Source organism: Streptomyces sp. HUAS MG91 (assembly GCF_040529335.1).
Taxonomy (GTDB): Bacteria; Actinomycetota; Actinomycetes; order Streptomycetales; family Streptomycetaceae; genus Streptomyces; species Streptomyces tabacisoli.
The window spans coordinates 5,275,216-5,295,519 of sequence record NZ_CP159534.1 but is presented as its reverse complement, the minus strand read 5'-3'; the positions used below and the strand labels follow the sequence as shown (position 1 = coordinate 5,295,519).

The following is a 20,304-nucleotide window of genomic DNA, read 5'->3' as shown; positions in this document are numbered from 1 at the left end:
AGTCAGTAGCCACCGCACCGTCCCCACCCCCGAACTGTCCAGGCAGGGAGCCGCATCCCGATGTCCGAGTTGGAAGAGAAGCCCGACATCCACACCACCGCAGGCAAGATCGAGGATCTGCGGCGCCGGATCGACGAGGCGACCCACGCGGGTTCGGCCCGCGCGGTCGAGAAGCAGCACGCCAAGGGCAAGCTGACGGCCCGTGAGCGGATCGATCTGCTGATGGACGAGGACTCGTTCGTGGAGCTGGACGAGTTCGCGCGGCACCGCTCGACCGACTTCGGCCTGGACGCCAACAAGCCGTACGGCGACGGCGTGGTGACCGGGTACGGAACCGTGGACGGCCGGCCCGTCGCCGTGTTCTCGCAGGACTTCACCGTCTTCGGCGGCGCCCTCGGCGAGGTCTTCGGCCAGAAGATCATGAAGGTGATGGACTTCGCGCTGAAGACCGGCTGCCCGGTCATCGGCATCAACGACTCCGGCGGCGCCCGCATCCAGGAGGGCGTCATGGCCCTCGGCATGTACGGCGAGATCTTCCGCCGCAACACCCACGCCTCGGGCGTCATCCCGCAGATCAGCCTGGTCGTCGGCCCGTGCGCGGGCGGGGCCGTCTACTCGCCCGCGATCACCGACTTCACGGTGATGGTCGACCAGACCTCGCACATGTTCATCACCGGCCCCGACGTCATCAAGACGGTCACCGGCGAGGACGTCGGCTTCGAGGAGCTGGGCGGCGCGCGGGCGCACAACTCGCGCTCCGGCGTCGCGCACCACATGGCGGGCGACGAGAAGGACGCCATCGAGTACGTGAAGTCGCTGCTGTCCTACCTGCCCTCGAACAACCTGAGCGAGCCGCCGGCCTTCCCCGAGGAGGCCGACCTGTCCGTCACGGACGAGGACCGCGAGCTGGACACGATCGTCCCGGACAGCGCCAATCAGCCGTACGACATGCACACGGTGATCGAACACGTCCTGGACGACGCCGAGTTCTTCGAGACGCAGTCGCTGTTCGCGCCGAACATCCTCACCGGCTTCGGCCGGGTCGAGGGCCGTCCGGTCGGCATCGTCGCCAACCAGCCGATGCAGTTCGCCGGCTGTCTCGACATCCACGCGAGCGAGAAGGCCGCGCGGTTCGTCCGCACGTGTGACGCCTTCAACGTGCCGGTGCTGACGTTCGTCGACGTCCCCGGCTTCCTGCCGGGCGTCGAGCAGGAGCACGAGGGCATCATCCGGCGCGGCGCCAAGTTGATCTACGCGTACGCCGAGGCGACCGTCCCGCTGATCACGATCATCACGCGCAAGGCGTTCGGCGGCGCGTACGACGTGATGGGCTCCAAGCACCTGGGCGCCGACCTGAACCTGGCCTGGCCCACCGCCCAGATCGCCGTCATGGGCGCGCAGGGCGCGGTCAACATCCTGCACCGCAAGACGATCGCGGCGGCCGAGGCCGACGGGAACGTCGAGGAGACGCGGGCGCGCCTGATCCAGGAGTACGAGGACACGCTCCTCAACCCGTACACGGCGGCCGAGCGCGGCTACGTCGACGCGGTGATCATGCCGTCCGACACCCGCGCCCACGTCGTGAAGGGCCTGCGCCAGCTGCGGACCAAGCGGGAGAGCCTGCCCCCGAAGAAGCACGGCAACATCCCCCTCTAGGCCGAAGGGAGCCACCGACCATGATGATCAAGGTCGTCCGGGGAAACCCGACCCCCGAGGAGCTGGCCGCCGCACTGGCGGTGGTCCAGGCCCGGGCCGCGGCGGCGCCCGAGGCCCCGGCGTCCGCGGCCGAGCGGGACGCGTGGGCCGACCCCTCCCGCATCGCCCGCCACCGGCTCCCCGCCCCGGGCCCGGTGAGCTGGTCACGTACCTACTGGCCCGCCTGACCGGACCGGAACGAACTAGTCCGTCCGCGCGGGGCGCCTGAGTACGCGTACTCAGGCGCCCCGCGCGAGCGCGTCGCACTATCGATGTCGTGCTGTGGTCGGACCCCGAGGACAAGCCTCCCGAGGAGCTTCGCGCGACGCAGGGGATGCTGCGCCGGGCGAGCGTCGTGCTGGCCCTGGCGATGGTGCTGGCGATGTTCGTGCTGGGCGTGCTGTGAGGGCCCGCGGGTTCTATACGCTGGCTCCATGACGCCGTCCCGCCGCCTGATCCTGGCCTCCCAGTCCCCCGCCCGTCTCGGTCTGCTGCGGCAGGCGGGTTTCGCGCCGGAGGTCATCGTCAGCGGCTTCGACGAGGACGCCGTGACGGCCCCGACCCCCGCCGAGCTCGCGCTCGCCCTCGCCGAGGCCAAGGCCTCCGTGGTGGCCGCCCGCCCCGAGGCGCGCGGCGCCCTGGTCGTCGGCTGCGACTCCGTCCTCGACCTGGACGGCGAGGCGCTCGGCAAGCCCGCCGACGCCGAGGAGGCCACGGCCCGCTGGAAGGCGATGCGGGGCCGCGCGGGCACCCTCCAGACGGGCCACTGCGTCTACGACACCGCCTCCGGCCGGTACGCCTCGGGCACCGGCTCCACCGTGGTCAGGTTCGGCGAGCCGACCGACGCGGAGATCGCCGCGTACGTGGCGTCGGGCGAGCCCCTCCACGTGGCGGGCGCCTTCACCCTCGACGGCCGTTCGGCGCCCTTCATCGACGGCATCGACGGCGACCACGGCAACGTCATCGGCCTGTCGCTGCCGCTGCTGCGCCGGCTGCTGGCGCAACTGGACGTCAGTGTTACGGAGTTGTGGGCGCGGCAGGACTAGTCGGCCCCGGCGGCGCCGCGGGCGGTCCTGGCCGGCCGTCCACGGGGCCCTTCTCCCGTCGGTCGTAGGCGACCAGCGTCAGCACGACCAGGCCGAGCACGACCATCATGGCGGCGAACGAGGTCCAGCCCACGAGCCCGACGGCGAACGCGCCGAGCAGCGCGTGCACCAGGGCCGCGCTGATCAGCAGGATCCGCCCGAAGCCGCCCGGCGCCCGGTCGGTGATCCCCGTGCGCAGCAGCACGACGCCGCACACCGCCAGGTAGAGGCCGAAGACGCCGCCCGCGACCCACGCGCCGATACTCATCGCGTGCGGGTCGAGACCGGCCAGGGACATCTTCTGGTGCTTGACCACCAGACCGAGGAACCAGTTCAGGAAGGCGATTCCGAGCGCCTCCGCGAAGAGCACGATCGCGGCCACCCACGCCACCGGCCTGCGGGCCACCGGCCCCACCCACTTTCCCCTGAGCCATCGCCTGTTACTGCGAGTACGTCGAGACATCGCGAACGCTACTAACGGGTAAACCTCCGGACAAGGGGTCTGCCGCAGGCAAAGAATCGTTGGGCCATTCGTAGGGACTCCACAAAGAAAGCCGACCGGCCGCAGCGCTGTCTCACAGAGACCTAGACCACACAGCGGGGATAGGGTTCCCCCGAGGGATCCCGTACAACCAGGCACGACAAGGGATTTCCGGGACCGAGCGGCCCTCGAGTCACACTCCGTGTGGGCAAGCTCACCATTGGGGACGGGTCGTAAGCCCGTGTCGGCAGTCCCTAAACTCGGCTTGTTTCAAGGAGGGAGCCATCGTGCGCAAGGTGCTCATCGCCAACCGTGGCGAAATCGCTGTCCGCGTGGCCCGGGCGTGCCGGGACGCCGGGATCGCAAGCGTTGCCGTCTACGCCGATCCGGACCGGGACGCTCTGCACGTCCGCGCGGCCGACGAGGCCTTCGCGCTGGGTGGTGACACCCCGGCGACGAGCTATCTGGACATCGCCAAGGTGTTGCAGGCCGCCAAGGACTCCGGCGCGGACGCCATCCACCCCGGCTACGGATTCCTGTCGGAGAACGCGGAGTTCGCCCAGGCCGTGCTGGACGCGGAGCTGATCTGGATCGGTCCGCCGCCGCACGCCATCCGTGACCTCGGCGACAAGGTCGCGGCGCGGCACATCGCCCAGCGTGCCGGTGCCCCGCTGGTGGCGGGCACCCCGGACCCGGTCTCGGGTGCGGAGGAGGTCGTCGCGTTCGCCGAGCAGCACGGTCTGCCGATCGCGATCAAGGCCGCCTTCGGTGGCGGCGGGCGCGGCCTGAAGGTCGCCCGCACGCTCGAAGAGGTGCCGGAGCTGTACGACTCCGCGGTGCGCGAGGCCGTGGCCGCGTTCGGCCGCGGCGAGTGCTTCGTGGAGCGCTACCTGGACAAGCCGCGGCACGTGGAGACCCAGTGCCTCGCCGACAAGTTCGGCAACGTGGTGGTCGTGTCCACCCGTGACTGCTCGCTGCAGCGCCGCCACCAGAAGCTGGTGGAGGAGGCCCCGGCGCCGTTCCTGTCGGACGCCCAGGTCGAGGAGCTGTACAGCGCCTCCAAGGCGATCCTGAAGGAGGCCGGCTACGTCGGCGCGGGCACCGTGGAGTTCCTGGTCGGCGCGGACGGCACGATCTCCTTCCTGGAGGTCAACACCCGCCTCCAGGTCGAGCACCCGGTCACCGAGGAGGTCGCCGGCATCGACCTGGTCCGCGAGATGTTCCGCATCGCCGACGGCGAGGAGCTCGGCTACGGCGACCCGGTGCTGCGCGGTCACTCCTTCGAGTTCCGCATCAACGGCGAGGACCCGGGCCGCAACTTCCTGCCCGCGCCCGGCACCGTCACCAAGTTCGAGGGCCCGGCGGGACCCGGTGTCCGTCTGGACGCGGGCGTCGAGTCCGGCAGCGTGATCGGCCCGGCCTGGGACTCGCTGCTCGCCAAGCTGATCGTGACCGGCCGCACCCGCAAGGAGGCCCTGGAGCGGGCTTCGCGCGCGCTGGCCGAGTTCGAGGTCGAGGGCATGGCCACCGCCATCCCGTTCCACCGCAAGGTCGTGGTCGACCCGGCGTTCGCCCCGGAACTGACCGGCTCCGACGAGCCGTTCACCATCTTCACCCGGTGGATCGAGACCGAGTTCGTCAACGACATCCCGCCGTTCGCCGCGCCCGCGGCCGACGGTGAGGAGGACGAGGCCGGCCGCGAGACCGTCGTGGTCGAGGTCGGCGGCAAGCGCCTGGAGGTCTCGCTGCCCGCCGGGATGGGCATGTCGCTGGCCCGCACCGGGCTCAACGCGGGTGCCAAGCCCAAGCGGCGCGCCGCCAAGAAGTCCGGCCCGGCCGCCTCCGGCGACACCCTCGCCTCCCCGATGCAGGGCACGATCGTGAAGATCGCTGTCGAGGAGGGCCAGGAGGTCAAGGAGGGCGATCTGATCGTCGTCCTGGAGGCCATGAAGATGGAGCAGCCCCTCAACGCGCACAAGTCCGGCACCATCAAGGGCCTGTCCGCCGAGGTCGGCGCCTCGCTCACCTCCGGCGCCGCGATCTGCGAGATCAAGGACTGACCCGTCCGACCCGGTTGTACCGAGCGCCCGTTGGCCCCGCGAGGGGCCGGCGGGCGCTTCGCCGTCGCACCGGGACGATCAGGCATCCTTGAAGGCCCGCACCCTGGGAGGCTCCATGACGTCCGAGACCGCGCACGCCGGTGCCCGTCCCCTGCGGGCCGACGCGCGCCGCAACTACGAGCGGCTGCTCACCACCGCCCGTACGGCGTTCGCCGAGCACGGGACGGGGGCGTCCCTGGAGGACGTGGCACGCGGCGCCGGGGTCGGCATCGGCACCCTGTACCGGCACTTCCCCAACCGGTACGCGCTGCTGAGCGCCGTCTTCGAGGAGGCGGTGACCGAACTGCTCGACCGCTCCCGGGCGCTGCTCGACGCCCCGCAGCCGTGCTCCGCGCTCGTGGTGTGGCTGCGGGACATCATCACCCACGCGAGCGAGTACCGAGGGCTGTCGGGGGCCCTCATGTCGGCGTCGCAGGACGCGAGTTCGGCTCTCGCCCGGTGCAGTGTGCCGATGCGCGAGGCGGGGCAGGCACTGCTGTCCCGGGCCCAGGAGTCGGGGGCCGTGCGCCGGGACGTCTCCATCACGGATCTGCTGCAGCTGACCAACGCCATTGCGCTGGCCGCTGAGGAGACCCCGTCGGACCCGGACCTGGCGGACCGCCTCCTGCGCCTGACCCTCCGGGGCATCACAGCCCAGTAAGGGGCGCGGGGGCGCGACCAGCCACGACGAGACGCGCACTCTGCACCCGGGGCGCTGCCCCGGACCCCGCTCCTCAAACGCCGGAGGGGCTGAAGGTGCTAGCGGCGCCGGAGGTCGGCGACTCTCGCCGAGCGTTCCGGAGCCGGGTCCATCGCGGCGGCACTGCGGAGCGGATGCCCCCCGCCGGGGAGCTGGCGGCGCTGGACCGGCAGCGGGACATCCCGGCGGGACTGCCGTGCCGGAGCCGATTCACCGCCCCCGGCGCCGGATGTCCCCGAACCCGCGACGGCGATCTGCACGCCCTGGTCGGCCAGCGCCTGCAACTCGGTGGCGGCGCGGTCGTCGTGGGCGGGCGGCTCGTCGGTGACGAGGCGCGTGATCACGTCCGTGGGCACCGTCTGGAACATGGTGTCGGTACCCAGCTTGGAGTGATCGGCGAGGACCACCACCTCGGCGGCGGCCTGGACGAGCGCCCGGTCCACCGACGCCGACAGCATGTTGGACGTGGACAGGCCGCGCTCGGCCGTCAGGCCGCTCCCGGACAGGAAGGCCCGCGACACTCTCAGCCCCTGGAGGGACTGCTCGGCGCCGCTGCCCACCAGGGCGTAGTTGGAACCCCGCAGTGTGCCACCGGTCATGACGACCTCGACGCGATTGGCGTGCGCCAGCGCCTGGGCCACCAGGAGCGAGTTGGTGACGACGGTCAGGCCCGGCACACGCGCGAGCCGGCGGGCCAGCTCCTGCGTGGTCGTCCCCGCGCCCACCACGATGGCCTCGCCCTCTTCGACGAGACCCGCGGCGAGATCGGCGATGGCCGTTTTCTCTGCGGTCGCGAGATGTGACTTCTGCGGAAAACCGGACTCCCGCGTGAATCCGCCCGGCAATACCGCACCGCCGTGCCGGCGGTCGAGGAGTCCTTCTGCCTCCAGTGCGCGCACGTCCCGCCGCACGGTCACTTCGGAGGTCTGGACGACGCGGGCGAGTTCACGGAGCGATACAGCCCCGTTGGCTCGCACCATTTCGAGGATCAATTGACGACGTTCTGCAGCGAACACGAAACTGACAGTAACCCCAACGACCGTCTGGTTTCAGCAGTTTGCGCCGAATTACAGATTCTGTTCATGCCAGACCCCTCGAAGTGGTATACGCACGGCGAGGTGCCTACCCGCCGTGCGTATGCCTCCCGCATGGGCCGCGACGCACCGTGACAATGGGCCGGTCGCGGGGCCCGGCGGCCGGTTCGGGCGGCCGGGATCAGCCTTCTTCGGCCAGCTTCCGCGTGTGCAGCTGCCGGGCGACCTCGGCGATCGATCCGGACAGCGAGGGGTACACCGTGAACGCGTTCGCGATCTGTTCGACCGTCAGATTGTTGTCGACCGCGATCGAGATGGGATGGATCAGTTCCGAAGCGCGGGGCGCGACGACCACGCCGCCGACCACGATGCCGGTGCCCGGGCGGCAGAAGATCTTGACGAAGCCGTCCCGGATGCCCTGCATCTTCGCGCGCGGGTTGCGCAGCAGCGGCAGCTTCACGACGCGGGCGTCGAACTTGCCGCCGTCCACGTCGGCCTGCGAGACGCCGACGGTGGCGATCTCGGGGTCGGTGAACACGTTCGACGAGACCGTCTTGAGGTTCAGCGGGGCCACCGCGTCGCCCAGGAAGTGGTACATCGCGATGCGTCCCTGCATCGCGGCCACGGAGGCGAGGGCGAACACGCCGGTGACGTCTCCGGCCGCGTACACGCCGGGAGCGGTCGTGCGCGAGACCTTGTCGGTCCAGATGTGACCGGAGTCCTTCACCCTGACCCCGGCGCCCTCCAGACCGAGCCCCTCGCTGTTGGGGATCGCGCCGACCGCCATCAGGCAGTGCGTGCCGGAGATGACCCGGCCGTCGGAGAGGGTGACCTCGACGCGGTCGCCGACGCGCTTGGCGGAGGCGGCGCGCGAGCGGGCCATGACGTTCATGCCGCGGCGCCGGAAGACGTCCTCCAGGACGGCGGCGGCGTCCGGGTCCTCGCCGGGGAGCACGCGGTCGCGGGAGGAGACGAGGGTGACCTTGGAGCCGAGCGCCTGGTACGCGCCGGCGAACTCGGCGCCGGTGACGCCGGAGCCCACCACGATGAGCTCCTCGGGCAGCTCGTCGAGGTCGTAGACCTGCGTCCAGTTCAGGATCCGCTCGCCGTCGGGCTGGGCGTCGGGGACCTCGCGCGGGTGGCCGCCGGTCGCGAGCAGCACGGCGTCGGCGGTGAGGGTCTCCTCGGTGCCGTCGGCGGCGGTGACGATCACCTTGCGGGAGCCGTCGAGGTCCTGCTGGCCGTCGAGCCGGCCCCGGCCGCGCAGCACGCGCGCGCCCGCACGCGTGACGGACGCGGTGATGTCGTGGGACTGGGCGAGCGCGAGGCGCTTCACACGGCGGTTGACCTTGCCGAGGTCGACGCCGACGACACGGGCCGGGGAGTCCGGGTCCGGGGTGTCGTCCTCGACGATGATGCCCAACTCCTCGTACGAAGAGTCGAAGGTGGTCATCACCTCGGCCGTGGCGATCAGGGTCTTCGACGGCACGCAGTCGGTGAGCACCGACGCACCGCCCAGACCGTCGCAGTCGACGACGGTCACCTCCGCGCCGAGCTGGGCGGCCACCAGTGCCGCCTCGTATCCGCCAGGTCCGCCACCGATGATCACGATCCGAGTCACATGCCCCATTGTCCCGCACGCAACAATGGCGCGTCCTGCCGGGGTGCGTGGCGCGGATCCTGCCTGGTACGGACTTCACCCGGGGTCCCGGCCGTCCCTGTCGTACCCTCGGACCCATGTCGCTCTACGCCGCGTACGCCGGCAACCTCGACGCGCGGCTGATGAGCCGCCGCGCCCCCCACTCGCCGCTGCGCTCGACCGGCTGGCTCAACGGTTGGCGGCTGACGTTCGGGGGTGAGCAGATGGGCTGGGAGGGCTCGCTGGCCACCATCGTGGAGGCACCGCGCTCGCAGGTCTTCGTCGCGCTGTACGACATCGCCCCGATGGACGAGGACTCCATGGACCGCTGGGAGGGTGTCGGCCTCGACATATACCGGCGCATGCGGGTACGCGTCGACACCCTGGAGGGTGAGGAGCCCGCCTGGCTGTACGTACTGAACGGGTACGAGGGCGGTCTGCCCTCCGCCCGCTATCTCGGCGAGATCGCCGACGCCGCCGAATCGTCCGGCGCCCCCCACGACTACGTCATGGAACTGCGCAAACGCCCCTGCTGACGGCCGCCGCGGCCTGGTCGCGCAGTTCCCCGCGCCCCTGAGGCATGCGCTGACGCGCAGCCTCCCCCTGAGGCTGCGGCTCCGGCGCGCCTCTCTTGATGAGATGGCGCACGAAGTGCGCATCTCAGGGGCGCGGGGAACTGCGCGAGAAGCCCCACCGGGCCGCGGACGAAGAACTCCCCGACCAGCCCCGACAACGCCGCGCACAACGGATCCCGCACCCCAGCGGAGCGTTCTCGTCGGAAACGACAAGACAACGATCGCATTCCCGTGACCATCAGCATCTACGCGCGTAGGACGTGACCGGCTACTCTCAAACGCGTGAACGCATCTGTTACTCCGGACCACAACATCCAGGGCGACCCGTACGCCGCCGCCGACGCCGCCGCCGCGCGCCTGCGCGAGCTCACCGGTGCCGAGACCCACGACGTCGCCCTCGTGATGGGCTCCGGCTGGGCGCCCGCCGCCGAGGCGCTGGGCGCGCCGGACGCCGAGTTCCCCTTCACCGAGCTGCCCGGCTTCACCGGCGCGGCGGTGGCGGGCCACGGCGGCACGGTCCGCTCGTACCAGGTGGGCCAGAAGCGCGCCCTGGTCTTCCTGGGCCGCACCCACTACTACGAGGGCCGGGGCGTCGCCTCCGTCGCGCACGGCGTGCGCACCGCGGCCGCCGCGGGCTGCAAGACCATCGTGCTGACCAACGGCTGCGGCGGCCTGCGCGAGGGCATGCGGCCGGGTCAGCCGGTCCTCATCTCGGACCACATCAACCTGACGGCGACGTCGCCGATCGTCGGCGCCAAATTCGTCGACCTCACCGATCTGTACTCGCCGCGCCTGCGCCAGCTGTGCCAGGAGATCGACCCGTCGCTGGAGGAGGGCGTGTACGCCCAGTTCCCCGGCCCGCACTACGAGACCCCGGCCGAGGTCCGGATGGCCGGCATCCTCGGCGCCGACCTCGTCGGCATGTCCACCACCCTGGAGGCCATTGCGGCCCGTGAGGCGGGCGCCGAGGTGCTCGGCATCTCCCTGGTGACGAACCTGGCGGCGGGCCTGTCCGGCGAGCCGCTGAACCACGAGGAAGTCCTCCAGGCCGGCCGTGACTCCGCCGTCCGCATGGGCGAGCTGCTGACCCAGGTCCTCGCCAAGATCTGAGCTCACCCCCATGTCCGCCCGAACCAGTCGTCCGAAGGAACTCACCGTGACCGTTGAAGGCAGCGCACTGCTCGACCGGGCGAAGGCCTGGCTCGCGGAGGACCCGGACCCCGAGACCCGCGACGAACTCGCCGGGATCATCGCCGCCGGGGACCTGACGGAACTGGCGGACCGCTTCTCGGGCACCCTCCAGTTCGGCACCGCGGGCCTCCGCGGAGAGCTGGGCGCGGGGCCGATGCGGATGAACCGCGCGGTGGTCGTGCGCGCGGCGGCCGGGCTCGCCGCGTACCTGAAGGGCAAGGGGCAGGGCGACGGCCTGGTCGTCGTCGGGTACGACGCGCGCCACAAGTCGGCGGACTTCGCCCGCGACACGGCGGCCGTGATGGTGGGCGCCGGGCTGCGCGCCGCGGTGCTGCCCCGGCCGCTCCCCACGCCCGTACTCGCCTTCGCGATCCGGCACCTGGGCGCGGTGGCGGGCGTCGAGGTGACGGCCTCGCACAACCCGCCGCGGGACAACGGCTACAAGGTCTACCTCGGCGACGGCTCGCAGATCGTGCCGCCCGCCGACGCGGAGATCGCCGGCGAGATCGCCGCGGTCAAGTCGCTGGACGACGTGGCGCGGCCCGAGTCGGGCTGGGAGACGCTGGACGAGAGCGTCCTGGAGGCCTATCTGGCGCGTACGGACGCGGTCCTGGCCCCCGGGTCGCCGCGCACCGCCCGCGCCGTCTACACGGCGATGCACGGCGTCGGCAAGGAGACCCTGCTGGCCGCGTTCGCCCGCGCCGGGTTCCCCGAGCCGGTGCTCGTGCCCGAGCAGGCCGAGCCGGACCCGGACTTCCCGACGGTGGCGTTCCCGAACCCGGAGGAGCCGGGCGCGATGGACCTGTCCTTCGCGACGGCCTCCTCGCTGGCCGAGGCGCCGGACCTGATCATCGCCAACGACCCGGACGCGGACCGCTGCGCCGTCGCCGTCCGCGACGCCGACGCGTGGCGGATGCTGCGCGGCGACGAGGTCGGCGCGCTGCTCGCCGCCCACCTGGTGCGCCGGGGCGCCACCGGCGTTCTCGCCGAGTCGATCGTGTCGTCGTCGCTGCTGGGCCGGATCGCCGAGGCGGCCTCGCTGCCCTACGCGGAGACGCTGACCGGCTTCAAGTGGATCGCCCGCGTGGAGGGCCTGCGCTACGGCTACGAGGAGGCGCTGGGCTACTGCGTCGACCCCGAGGGCGTGCGCGACAAGGACGGCATCACGGCGGCGCTGCTCGTCACCGAGCTGGCCAGTGAGCTGAAGGAGCAGGGCCGTACGCTGCTCGACGCGCTGGACGACCTGGCGCTCGCCCACGGGCTGCACGCCACGGACCAGCTGAGCGTGCGGGTCGAGGACCTGTCCGTCATCGCCGACGCCATGCGCCGCCTGCGCGAGGCGCCTCCGGCGGTGCTGGCCGGGCTCGCGGTGACGTCGGCCGAGGACCTGTCCCGGGGCGCCGGGGGGCTGCCGCCCACCGACGGGCTGCGGTACACGCTCGACGGGGCGCGGGTCATCGTCCGCCCGTCCGGCACCGAGCCGAAGCTGAAGTGCTACCTGGAGGTCGTGGTCCCCGTGGCGGACCGGGACGCGCTGGACGCCGCCCGGGTCAAGGGGACCGAACTCCTCGCGGAGATCAAGCGGGACCTTTCCCGCGCGGCGGGGATCTAGCGCGGGCCGCGGGGCTCCGCCCCGGACCCCGCTCCTCAATCGCCGGAGGGGCTTGATTGGGGCGTGCGGATACCTCGGACGGGTGGTTCCTGCGGAGCAGGCACGCATGGGCCGGGGGCGACGGGAACGTTGCCCCCGGCCCATGTCCCCGTTCCCCAGGAGCCGACCGAGTGCCCCCGACCGCCGCCCCCGAGGCCCCTCTCCTCCCGCACGCCAGAAGGAGCCGCCCCGCCCCCGCGGCGATCACCCGACTCCGGGCCCGCGCCGCACGCTCCCTGCGCCGCGCGCTCCCCGCCCTGTCCGCGTACGCGGCCGTACGCCTGTTCTCGCTGCTCGTCCTCGGTGTGTGGGCGCACAAGGAGGGCCACGGCATCTGGCCCACGCTGGCCCGCGACTGGGACTCCAAGTGGTACCTGGGCATCGCCGACCACGGGTACGCCCACGCGCTCGGCACCGCCTACAACGCCAACAACCTGGCGTTCTTCCCGCTCTACCCGGGCCTGGTCAAGGCGGTGGCCACGGTGACCCCGGGCTCGCGCGCCAGTGTCGGCCTGGTGCTGGCGGTGCTCAGCTCGTTCGCCGCCGCGTGGGGGATCTTCGCGGTCGGCGACCGCCTGTACGGCAGCCGCGTCGGGGTGACTCTCGCCTTCCTCTGGGCGTGCCTGCCGGTCGGTCTGGTGCAGTGGATGGGCTACACCGAATCGCTGTTCACGGCGTTCGTCGCCTGGTCGCTGTACGCGGTGCTCACCGGCCGCTGGCTGTGGGCGGGCACGCTGTCCGCGCTGGCCGGGCTGACCCGTCCGACCGGCATCGCGATCGCCGCGGCGGTCTCCCTCTCGGCGCTGCTGACGCTGCGCCGCCACCTGTCCTGGCGGGTGCTGGCCGGCGGGCTGCTCGCGCCGCTGGGCTGGTGCGCGTACGTCGGCTGGGTGGGGCTGCGGCTCGGCCGCTGGGACGGGTACTTCGCCGTCCAGCGGCTGTGGCACAACCAGTTGGACGGCGGCGTGGAGACGCTGCGCCGGATGCGCGAGTTCCTGGCCTACGACTCGACGCCCGAGCTGTTCCTGGTGCTGGTCTCGCTGACCCTGGTGGCGGCGGCGGTGCTCTGGCTGCTGTCGCTCGCGGACCGGCAGCCGCTGCCGCTGCTTGCCTTCACCGGGGTCCTGCTGGTGATCGTGCTGGGCAGCGGCGGCGTCTACTTCCCCCGGGCCCGCTTCCTGCTGCCCGGCTTCCCGCTGCTGCTGCCGCTCGCGCTGGCGCTGGCCAGGACGGTGTCGTGGCGGGTGCGGGTGCTGGGGGTGACGGGGGCGGTGCTCGGGGCCGCGTACTGCGGGGCGTACATGGCGCTGGTGTGGCCCAGCGCGCCGTGACTCAGCCGATCGCGAGGAGCACGACGAGGAGTACGGCGCCGGCCACGGCCGGCGCGATGATCTCGTAGGCCCAGCGGACCGCCGGCTCGCCCTGCGCCGTGGGCTCCGCCCCGCGGGCCTCGCTCAGGTCGCGCAGCTCGTCCATGACCTGGTCGGTGGCGGCACGGGTCGAACGGGTCTGGATGCTGCCCGTGCCGATGATCGAGGGGCGTCCCGGGTCGTCCGCGGCGGCGGCGCGGGCCAGGTTGCGCTGGGCCTTCTTGCGGGCGCGCAGCGAGACCGGGACGGACCACAGCTGGTACTTGGTACCGGCCCGGTCGAGGACCTCGTTGGAGTACCCGGAGCGGAAGCCGGAGACGGCCGCCCAGGGCAGGGTGATGTTGCGGAACGGGTTGCGGATGCGCAGCCGGTCCTCGCCCGCGTAGACCGCCGGGCGGAGGGTGAACGCGACGACGAGGGGCACCGCGAGGAGCAGGCCCGCGAGTGCCAGCCACGGGGTGCGGCCGTCGCCGCCGATCACCGCGTCGATGCCGAGCCAGGCGCCGAGGGCCAGCAGCAGGCAGCCGCCCGCGATGCCGGCGGGTGACCTGTATACGCGGTCGTGGGTGGGCCCGGGTTCACTCGTCATGGCGTCGATTGTGCCTGACGCTGCGCTGGGCTCGACCGGGCCCTTGTTCGCCGGGCGCTCCGGCGGGGCCGGGTTCGTTGCCGGGTGCGCGCCAGTGACCGCTTCTCGCGCAGTTCCCCGCGCCCCTGGGTAGTACGTCGGCCGCGGGCCGGTGGCCGCTTCTCGCGCAGTTCCCCGCGCCCCTGAGGCATGCGCTGCGCGCAGCCTCCCCGTTCCCGGAGCCGCGGTGGGCCCGCGCCCCTGTACAGCCGCTACGCGCGTAGATATGCTCCCCTCGTGACCATGTCCACTGCACCCGCAAAAGAACACGCCTTGGCCGACGCCACCGCCTCCGAGGCCACCCTGCGCCGCTTCCTCCAGGGGCTGCCCGGTGTCGACGCGGTGGGCCTGGAGGCGAGGGCCGCCGGGCTCGGGACCCGTTCCATCAAGACCACGGCGAAGGCGTACGCCATCGACCTGGCGATCTCGATGATCGACCTGACGACCCTGGAGGGCGCCGACACCCCGGGCAAGGTCCGGGCCCTCGGCGCGAAGGCGGTCAACCCCGACCCGACCGACCGGACGACGCCCCGCACGGCGGCGGTCTGCGTCTACCCGGACATGGTCGCCACCGCGAAGGCCGCCGTCGCCGGCACCGAGGTGAAGGTGGCCTCGGTCGCCACCGCCTTCCCGGCCGGCCGCGCCGCGCTCGACGTGAAGCTCGCCGACGTCCGGGAGGCCGTCGAGGCCGGCGCCGACGAGATCGACATGGTCATCGACCGCGGCGCGTTCCTCGCCGGGAAGTTCATGAAGGTCTACGAGGAGATCCGCGCCGTGAAGGAGGCCTCCGGGGCCGCCCGGCTCAAGGTCATCTTCGAGACCGGCGAGCTGTCGACGTACGACAACATCCGCCGCGCGAGCTGGATCGGCATGCTGGCAGGCGCCGACTTCATCAAGACCTCGACCGGCAAGGTGGGGGTCAACGCCACCCCGGCGAACACCCTGCTCATGCTGGAGGCGGTCCGCGACTTCCGCGCCGCGACCGGCATCCAGGTCGGCGTGAAGCCCGCCGGCGGCATCCGCACCTCGAAGGACGCCGTCAAGTTCCTCGTGATCGTGAACGAGACGGCGGGCGCGGACTGGCTCGACAACCACTGGTTCCGGTTCGGCGCCTCCAGCCTGCTGAACGATCTGCTGATGCAGCGCCAGAAGCTGGCCACCGGCCGCTACTCCGGTCCCGACTACGTGACGGTGGACTGATCCCCCATGGCAGAGAAAACGGCAATGGCCCACGCATTCGAGTACGCCCCCGCCCCCGAGTCGCGCTCGGTCGTCGACATCGCCCCGTCCTACGGGCTGTTCATCGACGGCGAGTTCACCGACGCCGCCGAGGGCAAGGTCTTCAAGTCCGTCTCGCCGTCCACCGAGGAGGTGCTCTCCGAGGTCGCGCAGGCCGGTGAGGCCGACGTGGACCGGGCGGTGAAGGCGGCCCGCAAGGCGTTCGAGAAGTGGTCGGCGCTGCCCGGCGCGGAGCGCGGCAAGTACCTCTTCCGCATCGCCCGCATCATCCAGGAGCGCAGCCGCGAGCTGGCGGTCCTGGAGACGCTGGACAACGGCAAGCCCATCAAGGAGACGCGGGACGCCGACCTCCCCCTCGTGGCGGCGCACTTCTTCTACTACGCGGGCTGGGCCGACAAGCTCGACCACGCGGGCTTCGGCCCGGATCCGAAGGCGCTCGGCGTCGCGGGCCAGGTCATCCCGTGGAACTTCCCGCTGCTGATGCTCGCCTGGAAGATCGCCCCGGCGCTCGCGACCGGCAACACGGTGGTCCTCAAGCCCGCCGAGACGACCCCGCTGTCCGCGCTGTTCTTCGCGGACATCTGCCGCCAGGCGGGCCTGCCCAAGGGCGTCGTCAACATCCTTCCCGGGTACGGGGACGCGGGCGCGGCGCTGGTCGCCCACCCGGACGTGAACAAGGTGGCGTTCACCGGTTCCACGGCCGTCGGCAAGGAGATCGCCCGTACCCTCGCCGGTACGGACAAGAAGCTGACGCTGGAGCTGGGCGGCAAGGGCGCGAACATTGTCTTCGACGACGCCCCGATCGACCAGGCGGTGGAGGGGATCGTCACCGGGATCTTCTTCAACCAGGGCCAGGTCTGCTGCGCGGGCTCGCGCCTGCTGGTCCAGGAGTCGATCCAGGACGAGCTGCTGGACAGCCTGAAGCGGCGCCTGTCCACGCTCCGCCTCGGCGACCCGCTGGACAAGAACACCGACATCGGCGCGATCAACTCCGCGGAGCAGCTGGACCGGATCACCGCGCTCACCGAGACGGGCGAGGCCGAGGGCGCCGAGCGCTGGAGTGCGCCCTGCGAACTCCCCTCCTCCGGCTACTGGTTCGCGCCGACGCTGTTCACGAACGTCACGCAGGCGCACACCATCGCCCGCGACGAGATCTTCGGCCCGGTCCTGTCGGTCCTCACCTTCCGCACGCCGGAGGAGGCCGTCGCCAAGGCGAACAACACGCAGTACGGGCTCTCGGCCGGCATCTGGACCGAGAAGGGCTCCCGCATCCTCGCCGTGGCCAACAGGCTGCGGGCCGGGGTCGTCTGGGCCAACACGTTCAACAAGTTCGACCCGACCTCGCCGTTCGGCGGCTACAAGGAGTCCGGCTTCGGCCGCGAGGGCGGCCGTCACGGCCTGGAGGCGTACCTCAGTGTCTGACCGTTTGAGTGTCCTCAAGACCTACAAGCTGTACGTGGGCGGGAAGTTCCCGCGTTCCGAGAGCGGCCGGGTGTACGAAGTGCAGGACGGTAAGGGCAACTGGCTCGCCAACGCGCCGCAGTCGTCCCGCAAGGACGGCCGGGACGCGGTCGTCGCCGCGCGCAAGGCGTTCGGCGGCTGGTCGGGCGCGACCGCGTACAACCGCGGGCAGGTGCTCTACCGCGTCGCCGAGATGCTGGAGGGCCGCCGCGAGCAGTTCGTGCGCGAGGTCGCCGAGGCCGAGGGGCTGTCCAAGTCGAAGGCGGCGGCGGTCGTCGACGCGGCGATCGACCGCTGGGTCTGGTACGCGGGCTGGACCGACAAGATCGGCCAGGTCGTGGGCGGGGCCAACCCGGTCGCGGGCCCGTTCTTCAACCTCTCGACGCCCGAGCCGACCGGTGTCGTCGCGGTCGTCGCGCCGCAGGAGTCGTCCTTCCTGGGCCTGGTCTCGGTGATCGCGCCGGTCGTCGCGACGGGCAGCACGGTCGTCGTGATCGCCTCCGAGAAGTCCCCGCTCCCGGCCCTCTCCCTCGGCGAGGTGCTGGCCACCTCGGACGTGCCGGGCGGCGTCGTCAACATCCTGTCCGGCCGCGCGGCGGAGATCGCCCCCTCGCTCGCCGCCCACCAGGACGTGAACGGCATCGACCTGACCGGTGCCGACACGGCCCTCGCCAAGGAACTGGAGATCGCGGCGGCGGACAACCTGAAGCGCGTACGCCGTCCACAGCCTGTGGAGGACTTCACGGCGGACCCGGGCACGGACCGCCTGACGACGTTCCTGGAGACGAAGACGGTCTGGCACCCGACGGGTTCGCTGGGCGCGTCCGGCTCCGCGTACTAGGGCGTGTGTCGGAAGTCCTGTCGTCCGCCCGGAGGGCGGGCCCCGCGGTGTCTGGTGCGTGCGATCGCAAGGCGCCGGAGCGCCCTCATAGCGGAGCTATGCGGGCGTTTCGGCAACGCCGCGAGCGTGCGTGCCAGGCGCCGCGGGGCAGGCAGGACTTCCGACACACGCCCTAGACGAGCCGGCCCGCGGGACGCGTTCCCGCGGGCCCTCGGCGTCAGTTGGGCAGCAGGTGCGTCGCCGGGCCCACCAGCGGCAGGTCCTCCAGCGACCCGCCGCTGGTCAGCGGCTCCGTCAGGCCGGACGAGCCGATCGGCTTGAAGTCGGCGATCTGGGTGCCGACCCCGTTGTCCAGCGGGTCGACGCCGGTACCGGCCAGCGGGTCGAGCTGGAGCGTCTTCAGCGTGCCGAGGCCGCTGGCCGTCGACCCGTGCAGCGCCTGCGTGACGGCCTGGGTCGCGGCCGCGACGTCGGAGCCGTCGGCGGCCTGCTGAGGCACCGCGGCACCGGCGGCGCCACCGCCCGCGACGAGGGCCGCGCCTGCGGCACCCACGACGAGGCCGGCGTTCAGGAGCGAGCGGCGGGTACGGGTGGAGGGCGTGGGCTGTGCGTGTCGGGCCATGTGATTCCGCCTGGACCTTTCGGAGTTCGACATGCGGCACGGGTAACCGCAGAACCACGTAGCGTAGTTGACGTGGCGCCCGCCACAGGAACACGACGCGGGGTCGGCGCCGGGGCCCGGATGGCGCACACTGTTCTCTCGTGAGCACGCATCCTCCGATACCGACCCGGGTCGTCCTGCTGTCCGGCCCCTCCGGCTCCGGCAAGTCGTCGTTCGCGGCACGCTCGGGGCTTCCCGTGCTCTGCCTCGACGACTTCTACAAGGAGGCGGACGATCCCACGCTGCCGCTGGTGCCGGGCACCTCGGACATCGACTGGGACTCCACCGACTCCTGGGACGCCGAGGTGGCGGTCGCCGCGATCGTGTCGCTGTGCGAGAAGGGGCGTACCGGGGTGCCCGTGTACGACATCGCGACCAGCTCGCGGGTGGGTGAGACGACGCTCGACATCGGGCGCGCTCCCCTGTTCATCGCCGAGGGGATCTTCGCGGCCGACATCGTGGCGCGGTGCCGGGAGCTCGGGGTGCTGGGCGACGCGCTGTGTCTGCGCGGGCGCCCTTCGACGACGTTCCGTCGCCGGTTGCTCCGTGATCTGCGCGAGGGGCGCAAGTCGGTGCCGTTCCTGCTGCGGCGCGGCTGGCGTCTGATGCGCGCCGAACGCGCCATCGTGGAGCGCCAGGTGGCCCTGGGCGCGCACGCCTGCGACAAGGCTGCGGCGCTGGACCGTCTGGCCACCGCCGCGACCGACCGCTCCACCGTCCCCAGCTGACCGCCCGGTGGGGCTTCTCGCGCAGTTCCCCGCGCCCCTGAGGCTGCGGCTCCGCCGCGCCTCTCTCGATGAGATGCCGCACGAAGTGCGCATCTCAGGGGCGCGGGGAACTGCGCGACCGGCCACGACGTGAGCCGCAGCCGACAACGCGCCCATAAAAAGAAGCGGGACCGGGAAGACCCCCCGGCCCTCCGGTCCCGCTACCGTCCCCGTATCGCCCTGCTCCCCCGAACAGGACCCCCGTTTCCCCCCAGCCTCAGGCCACCAGCTCGCCGAAGGACTCTTCCTGGTCACGGCCGAAGCTGAGCACCTCGTCCTCGCGCAGCCGCCGCAGCGACCGCCAGATGCTGGACTTCACCGTGCCGACGCTGATGTCGAGGATCTCCGCGATCTCGGGGTCCGTACGGCCCTCGTAATAGCGGAGCACGAGCATCGTGCGCTGCAGTTCGGGCAGGCGGGCCAGCGCCTGCCAGAGCACGGCGCGCAGCTCGGTGCCGCGCATCGCGTCCGTGTCGCCGGCCGTCTCCGGCAGCTCCTCGGTCGGGTACTCGTTCAGCTTGCGTCGGCGCCACGCGCTGATGTGCAGGTTCGTCATGGTGCGGCGGAGGTAGCCCCCGACCGCCGCCTTGTCGCTGATCCGGTCCCAGGCCCGGTACGTCGAGAAGAGGGCGCTCTGGAGAAGGTCCTCCGCCTCGAAGCGGTCACCGGTCAGGTGGTAGGCGGTTGCGTACAAGGAGGCGCGGCGCTCCTGGACGTAGGCCGTGAACTCGGCCTCCGACAAGGAGGGACGACGCTGCTCCCCCGAGTCCTCCCTGTACGCGGCTCCCCCGTGGCCACCCCCGTGACCCCCGTCAGCCACCGCCTCGTACCCGTCGAGCACCGTCATGTACGACGTGTGCTGACGCCCGGTGCCGCGAGCGCACCCCCGCCCGCTCACGACACCGGACTTCTCGTGCCGGTCGGCCCGGACCGTCACGTCGTGCAGGCGCGTGACAACTGCGCTTGAGCTGGTGCTGTGCAGCGTGTTCATCTCGCGCCCCCCGTCGTGGAGTCCGGTTCTTCCTGCGGTCTTTCGCTTGCCTCATCGCGGTGGTTCCTTGCGATGTCCAAAATCCTGCCCGGGCGACTTCATGACGGTGTCCGCCGACTGTCACAGACCTGTCACAGGGATTCCGGCTGTGCGGGTCGGGTGTGGGACGGCTCCGGCGGTCGAACTAAGGGCCAGT

The 20,304-nt window shown here is 71.7% G+C and carries 20 protein-coding genes; 14 read left to right on the top strand and 6 right to left on the bottom strand.

Translation table 11 applies throughout. From position 1 onward, the window contains the following. Nucleotides 1-60: 60 nt before the first annotated feature. The 4 genes from ABII15_RS24305 (at nucleotide 61) to ABII15_RS24290 (ending at nucleotide 2,741) form a co-directional block, all read left to right on the top strand. Complete coding sequence (locus ABII15_RS24305; protein ID WP_353944409.1) at nucleotides 61-1,656, top strand: acyl-CoA carboxylase subunit beta; 1,596 nt, start codon at nucleotides 61-63, stop codon at nucleotides 1,654-1,656. A 20-nt stretch (nucleotides 1,657-1,676) separates the two neighbouring features. Continuing rightward, complete coding sequence (locus ABII15_RS24300; RefSeq protein WP_353944408.1) at nucleotides 1,677-1,883, top strand: acyl-CoA carboxylase subunit epsilon; 207 nt, start codon at nucleotides 1,677-1,679, stop codon at nucleotides 1,881-1,883. A gap of 89 nt (nucleotides 1,884-1,972) precedes the next feature. Then, complete coding sequence (locus ABII15_RS24295; RefSeq protein ID WP_353944407.1) at nucleotides 1,973-2,101, top strand: hypothetical protein; 129 nt, start codon at nucleotides 1,973-1,975, stop codon at nucleotides 2,099-2,101. Nucleotides 2,102-2,129: 28 nt separating this feature from the next. Further along, a complete protein-coding gene (locus ABII15_RS24290; RefSeq protein ID WP_353944406.1) occupies nucleotides 2,130-2,741 on the top strand; it encodes a nucleoside triphosphate pyrophosphatase in 612 nt (203 codons plus the stop codon). On the opposite strand, the gene ABII15_RS24285 is transcribed toward ABII15_RS24290, so the two are convergent. After that, nucleotides 2,713-3,195: a hypothetical protein gene (locus ABII15_RS24285; protein ID WP_353944405.1), complete on the bottom strand. Its 483-nt coding sequence runs from the start codon at nucleotides 3,193-3,195 to the stop codon at nucleotides 2,713-2,715. The genes ABII15_RS24290 and ABII15_RS24285 overlap by 29 nt on opposite strands. Before the next feature lie 353 nt (nucleotides 3,196-3,548). On the opposite strand from ABII15_RS24285, the gene ABII15_RS24280 reads away from it, so the two are divergent. Next, entirely contained in the window at nucleotides 3,549-5,321 is a 1,773-nt protein-coding gene (locus ABII15_RS24280) for a biotin carboxylase N-terminal domain-containing protein (protein WP_353944404.1), read from the top strand. A gap of 115 nt (nucleotides 5,322-5,436) precedes the next feature. Continuing rightward, a complete protein-coding gene (locus tag ABII15_RS24275; RefSeq protein ID WP_353944403.1) occupies nucleotides 5,437-6,021 on the top strand; it encodes a TetR/AcrR family transcriptional regulator in 585 nt (194 codons plus the stop codon). Between the two features lie 98 nt (nucleotides 6,022-6,119). On the opposite strand, the gene ABII15_RS24270 is transcribed toward ABII15_RS24275, so the two are convergent. Then, entirely contained in the window at nucleotides 6,120-7,076 is a 957-nt protein-coding gene (locus ABII15_RS24270) for a DeoR/GlpR family DNA-binding transcription regulator (RefSeq protein WP_353944402.1), read from the bottom strand. A gap of 199 nt (nucleotides 7,077-7,275) precedes the next feature. After that, the gene (locus ABII15_RS24265) at nucleotides 7,276-8,742 is read right to left on the bottom strand and encodes an NAD(P)H-quinone dehydrogenase (protein ID WP_353947178.1); all 1,467 of its coding nucleotides are present in this window, start codon (nucleotides 8,740-8,742) and stop codon (nucleotides 7,276-7,278) included. Nucleotides 8,743-8,831: 89 nt separating this feature from the next. Between ABII15_RS24265 and ABII15_RS24260 the strand changes: the two genes are divergently transcribed. From ABII15_RS24260 to ABII15_RS24245, 4 genes are all read left to right on the top strand, one after another. Beyond that, nucleotides 8,832-9,269: a gamma-glutamylcyclotransferase gene (locus tag ABII15_RS24260; protein ID WP_353944401.1), complete on the top strand. Its 438-nt coding sequence runs from the start codon at nucleotides 8,832-8,834 to the stop codon at nucleotides 9,267-9,269. A 321-nt stretch (nucleotides 9,270-9,590) separates the two neighbouring features. Beyond that, nucleotides 9,591-10,418, top strand: a complete 828-nt coding sequence (locus tag ABII15_RS24255; protein ID WP_353944400.1) for a purine-nucleoside phosphorylase — start codon at nucleotides 9,591-9,593, stop codon at nucleotides 10,416-10,418. Nucleotides 10,419-10,464: 46 nt separating this feature from the next. Continuing rightward, a complete protein-coding gene (locus ABII15_RS24250; RefSeq protein WP_353944399.1) occupies nucleotides 10,465-12,111 on the top strand; it encodes a phospho-sugar mutase in 1,647 nt (548 codons plus the stop codon). Between the two features lie 170 nt (nucleotides 12,112-12,281). Then, a complete protein-coding gene (locus ABII15_RS24245) occupies nucleotides 12,282-13,481 on the top strand; it encodes a hypothetical protein (RefSeq protein ID WP_353944398.1) in 1,200 nt (399 codons plus the stop codon). Between the two features lies 1 nt (nucleotide 13,482). On the opposite strand, the gene ABII15_RS24240 is transcribed toward ABII15_RS24245, so the two are convergent. Next, complete coding sequence (locus ABII15_RS24240; RefSeq protein ID WP_353944397.1) at nucleotides 13,483-14,109, bottom strand: PH domain-containing protein; 627 nt, start codon at nucleotides 14,107-14,109, stop codon at nucleotides 13,483-13,485. 282 nt (nucleotides 14,110-14,391) lie between these two features. On the opposite strand from ABII15_RS24240, the gene deoC reads away from it, so the two are divergent. The 3 genes from deoC to ABII15_RS24225 are packed head-to-tail and all read left to right on the top strand — an operon-like array spanning nucleotide 14,392 to nucleotide 17,689. Continuing rightward, nucleotides 14,392-15,348 (top strand): deoxyribose-phosphate aldolase, encoded by a 957-nt coding sequence (gene deoC, locus ABII15_RS24235; RefSeq protein WP_353944396.1) that lies wholly within the window; start codon nucleotides 14,392-14,394, stop codon nucleotides 15,346-15,348. Between the two features lie 24 nt (nucleotides 15,349-15,372). Then, complete coding sequence (locus tag ABII15_RS24230) at nucleotides 15,373-16,809, top strand: aldehyde dehydrogenase family protein (RefSeq protein ID WP_353944395.1); 1,437 nt, start codon at nucleotides 15,373-15,375, stop codon at nucleotides 16,807-16,809. Then, nucleotides 16,802-17,689: an aldehyde dehydrogenase family protein gene (locus tag ABII15_RS24225; protein WP_353944394.1), complete on the top strand. Its 888-nt coding sequence runs from the start codon at nucleotides 16,802-16,804 to the stop codon at nucleotides 17,687-17,689. The genes ABII15_RS24230 and ABII15_RS24225 overlap by 8 nt, the downstream gene beginning before the upstream one ends. Before the next feature lie 217 nt (nucleotides 17,690-17,906). Here the strand turns inward: ABII15_RS24225 and ABII15_RS24220 are convergent, their stop codons facing one another. Then, complete coding sequence (locus ABII15_RS24220; RefSeq protein ID WP_353944393.1) at nucleotides 17,907-18,311, bottom strand: hypothetical protein; 405 nt, start codon at nucleotides 18,309-18,311, stop codon at nucleotides 17,907-17,909. 140 nt (nucleotides 18,312-18,451) lie between these two features. On the opposite strand from ABII15_RS24220, the gene ABII15_RS24215 reads away from it, so the two are divergent. Beyond that, nucleotides 18,452-19,078 (top strand): ATP-binding protein, encoded by a 627-nt coding sequence (locus ABII15_RS24215; RefSeq protein WP_353944392.1) that lies wholly within the window; start codon nucleotides 18,452-18,454, stop codon nucleotides 19,076-19,078. A gap of 256 nt (nucleotides 19,079-19,334) precedes the next feature. Here the strand turns inward: ABII15_RS24215 and ABII15_RS24210 are convergent, their stop codons facing one another. Then, nucleotides 19,335-20,108 carry a SigE family RNA polymerase sigma factor gene (locus tag ABII15_RS24210; protein ID WP_353944391.1) on the bottom strand — a complete coding sequence of 258 codons (774 nt, stop codon included), beginning with the start codon at nucleotides 20,106-20,108 and terminating at the stop codon, nucleotides 19,335-19,337. Between the last annotated feature and the right edge of the window lie 196 nt (nucleotides 20,109-20,304).

Bases quoted from the DNA above. Each gene is read 5' to 3' on its own strand.
- ABII15_RS24300 (WP_353944408.1), top strand. From the start codon at position 1,677: ATGATGATCAAGGTCGTCCGGGGAAACCCGACCCCCGAGGAGCTGGCC.
- ABII15_RS24275 (WP_353944403.1), top strand. From the start codon at position 5,437: ATGACGTCCGAGACCGCGCACGCCGGTGCCCGTCCCCTGCGGGCCGAC.
- ABII15_RS24240 (WP_353944397.1), bottom strand. From the start codon at position 14,109: ATGACGAGTGAACCCGGGCCCACCCACGACCGCGTATACAGGTCACCC.
- ABII15_RS24230 (WP_353944395.1), top strand. From the start codon at position 15,373: ATGGCCCACGCATTCGAGTACGCCCCCGCCCCCGAGTCGCGCTCGGTC.
- ABII15_RS24260 (WP_353944401.1), top strand. From the start codon at position 8,832: ATGTCGCTCTACGCCGCGTACGCCGGCAACCTCGACGCGCGGCTGATG.
- ABII15_RS24210 (WP_353944391.1), bottom strand. From the start codon at position 20,108: ATGAACACGCTGCACAGCACCAGCTCAAGCGCAGTTGTCACGCGCCTG.
- deoC (WP_353944396.1), top strand. From the start codon at position 14,392: ATGTCCACTGCACCCGCAAAAGAACACGCCTTGGCCGACGCCACCGCC.
- ABII15_RS24290 (WP_353944406.1), top strand. From the start codon at position 2,130: ATGACGCCGTCCCGCCGCCTGATCCTGGCCTCCCAGTCCCCCGCCCGT.
- ABII15_RS24220 (WP_353944393.1), bottom strand. From the start codon at position 18,311: ATGGCCCGACACGCACAGCCCACGCCCTCCACCCGTACCCGCCGCTCG.
- ABII15_RS24305 (WP_353944409.1), top strand. From the start codon at position 61: ATGTCCGAGTTGGAAGAGAAGCCCGACATCCACACCACCGCAGGCAAG.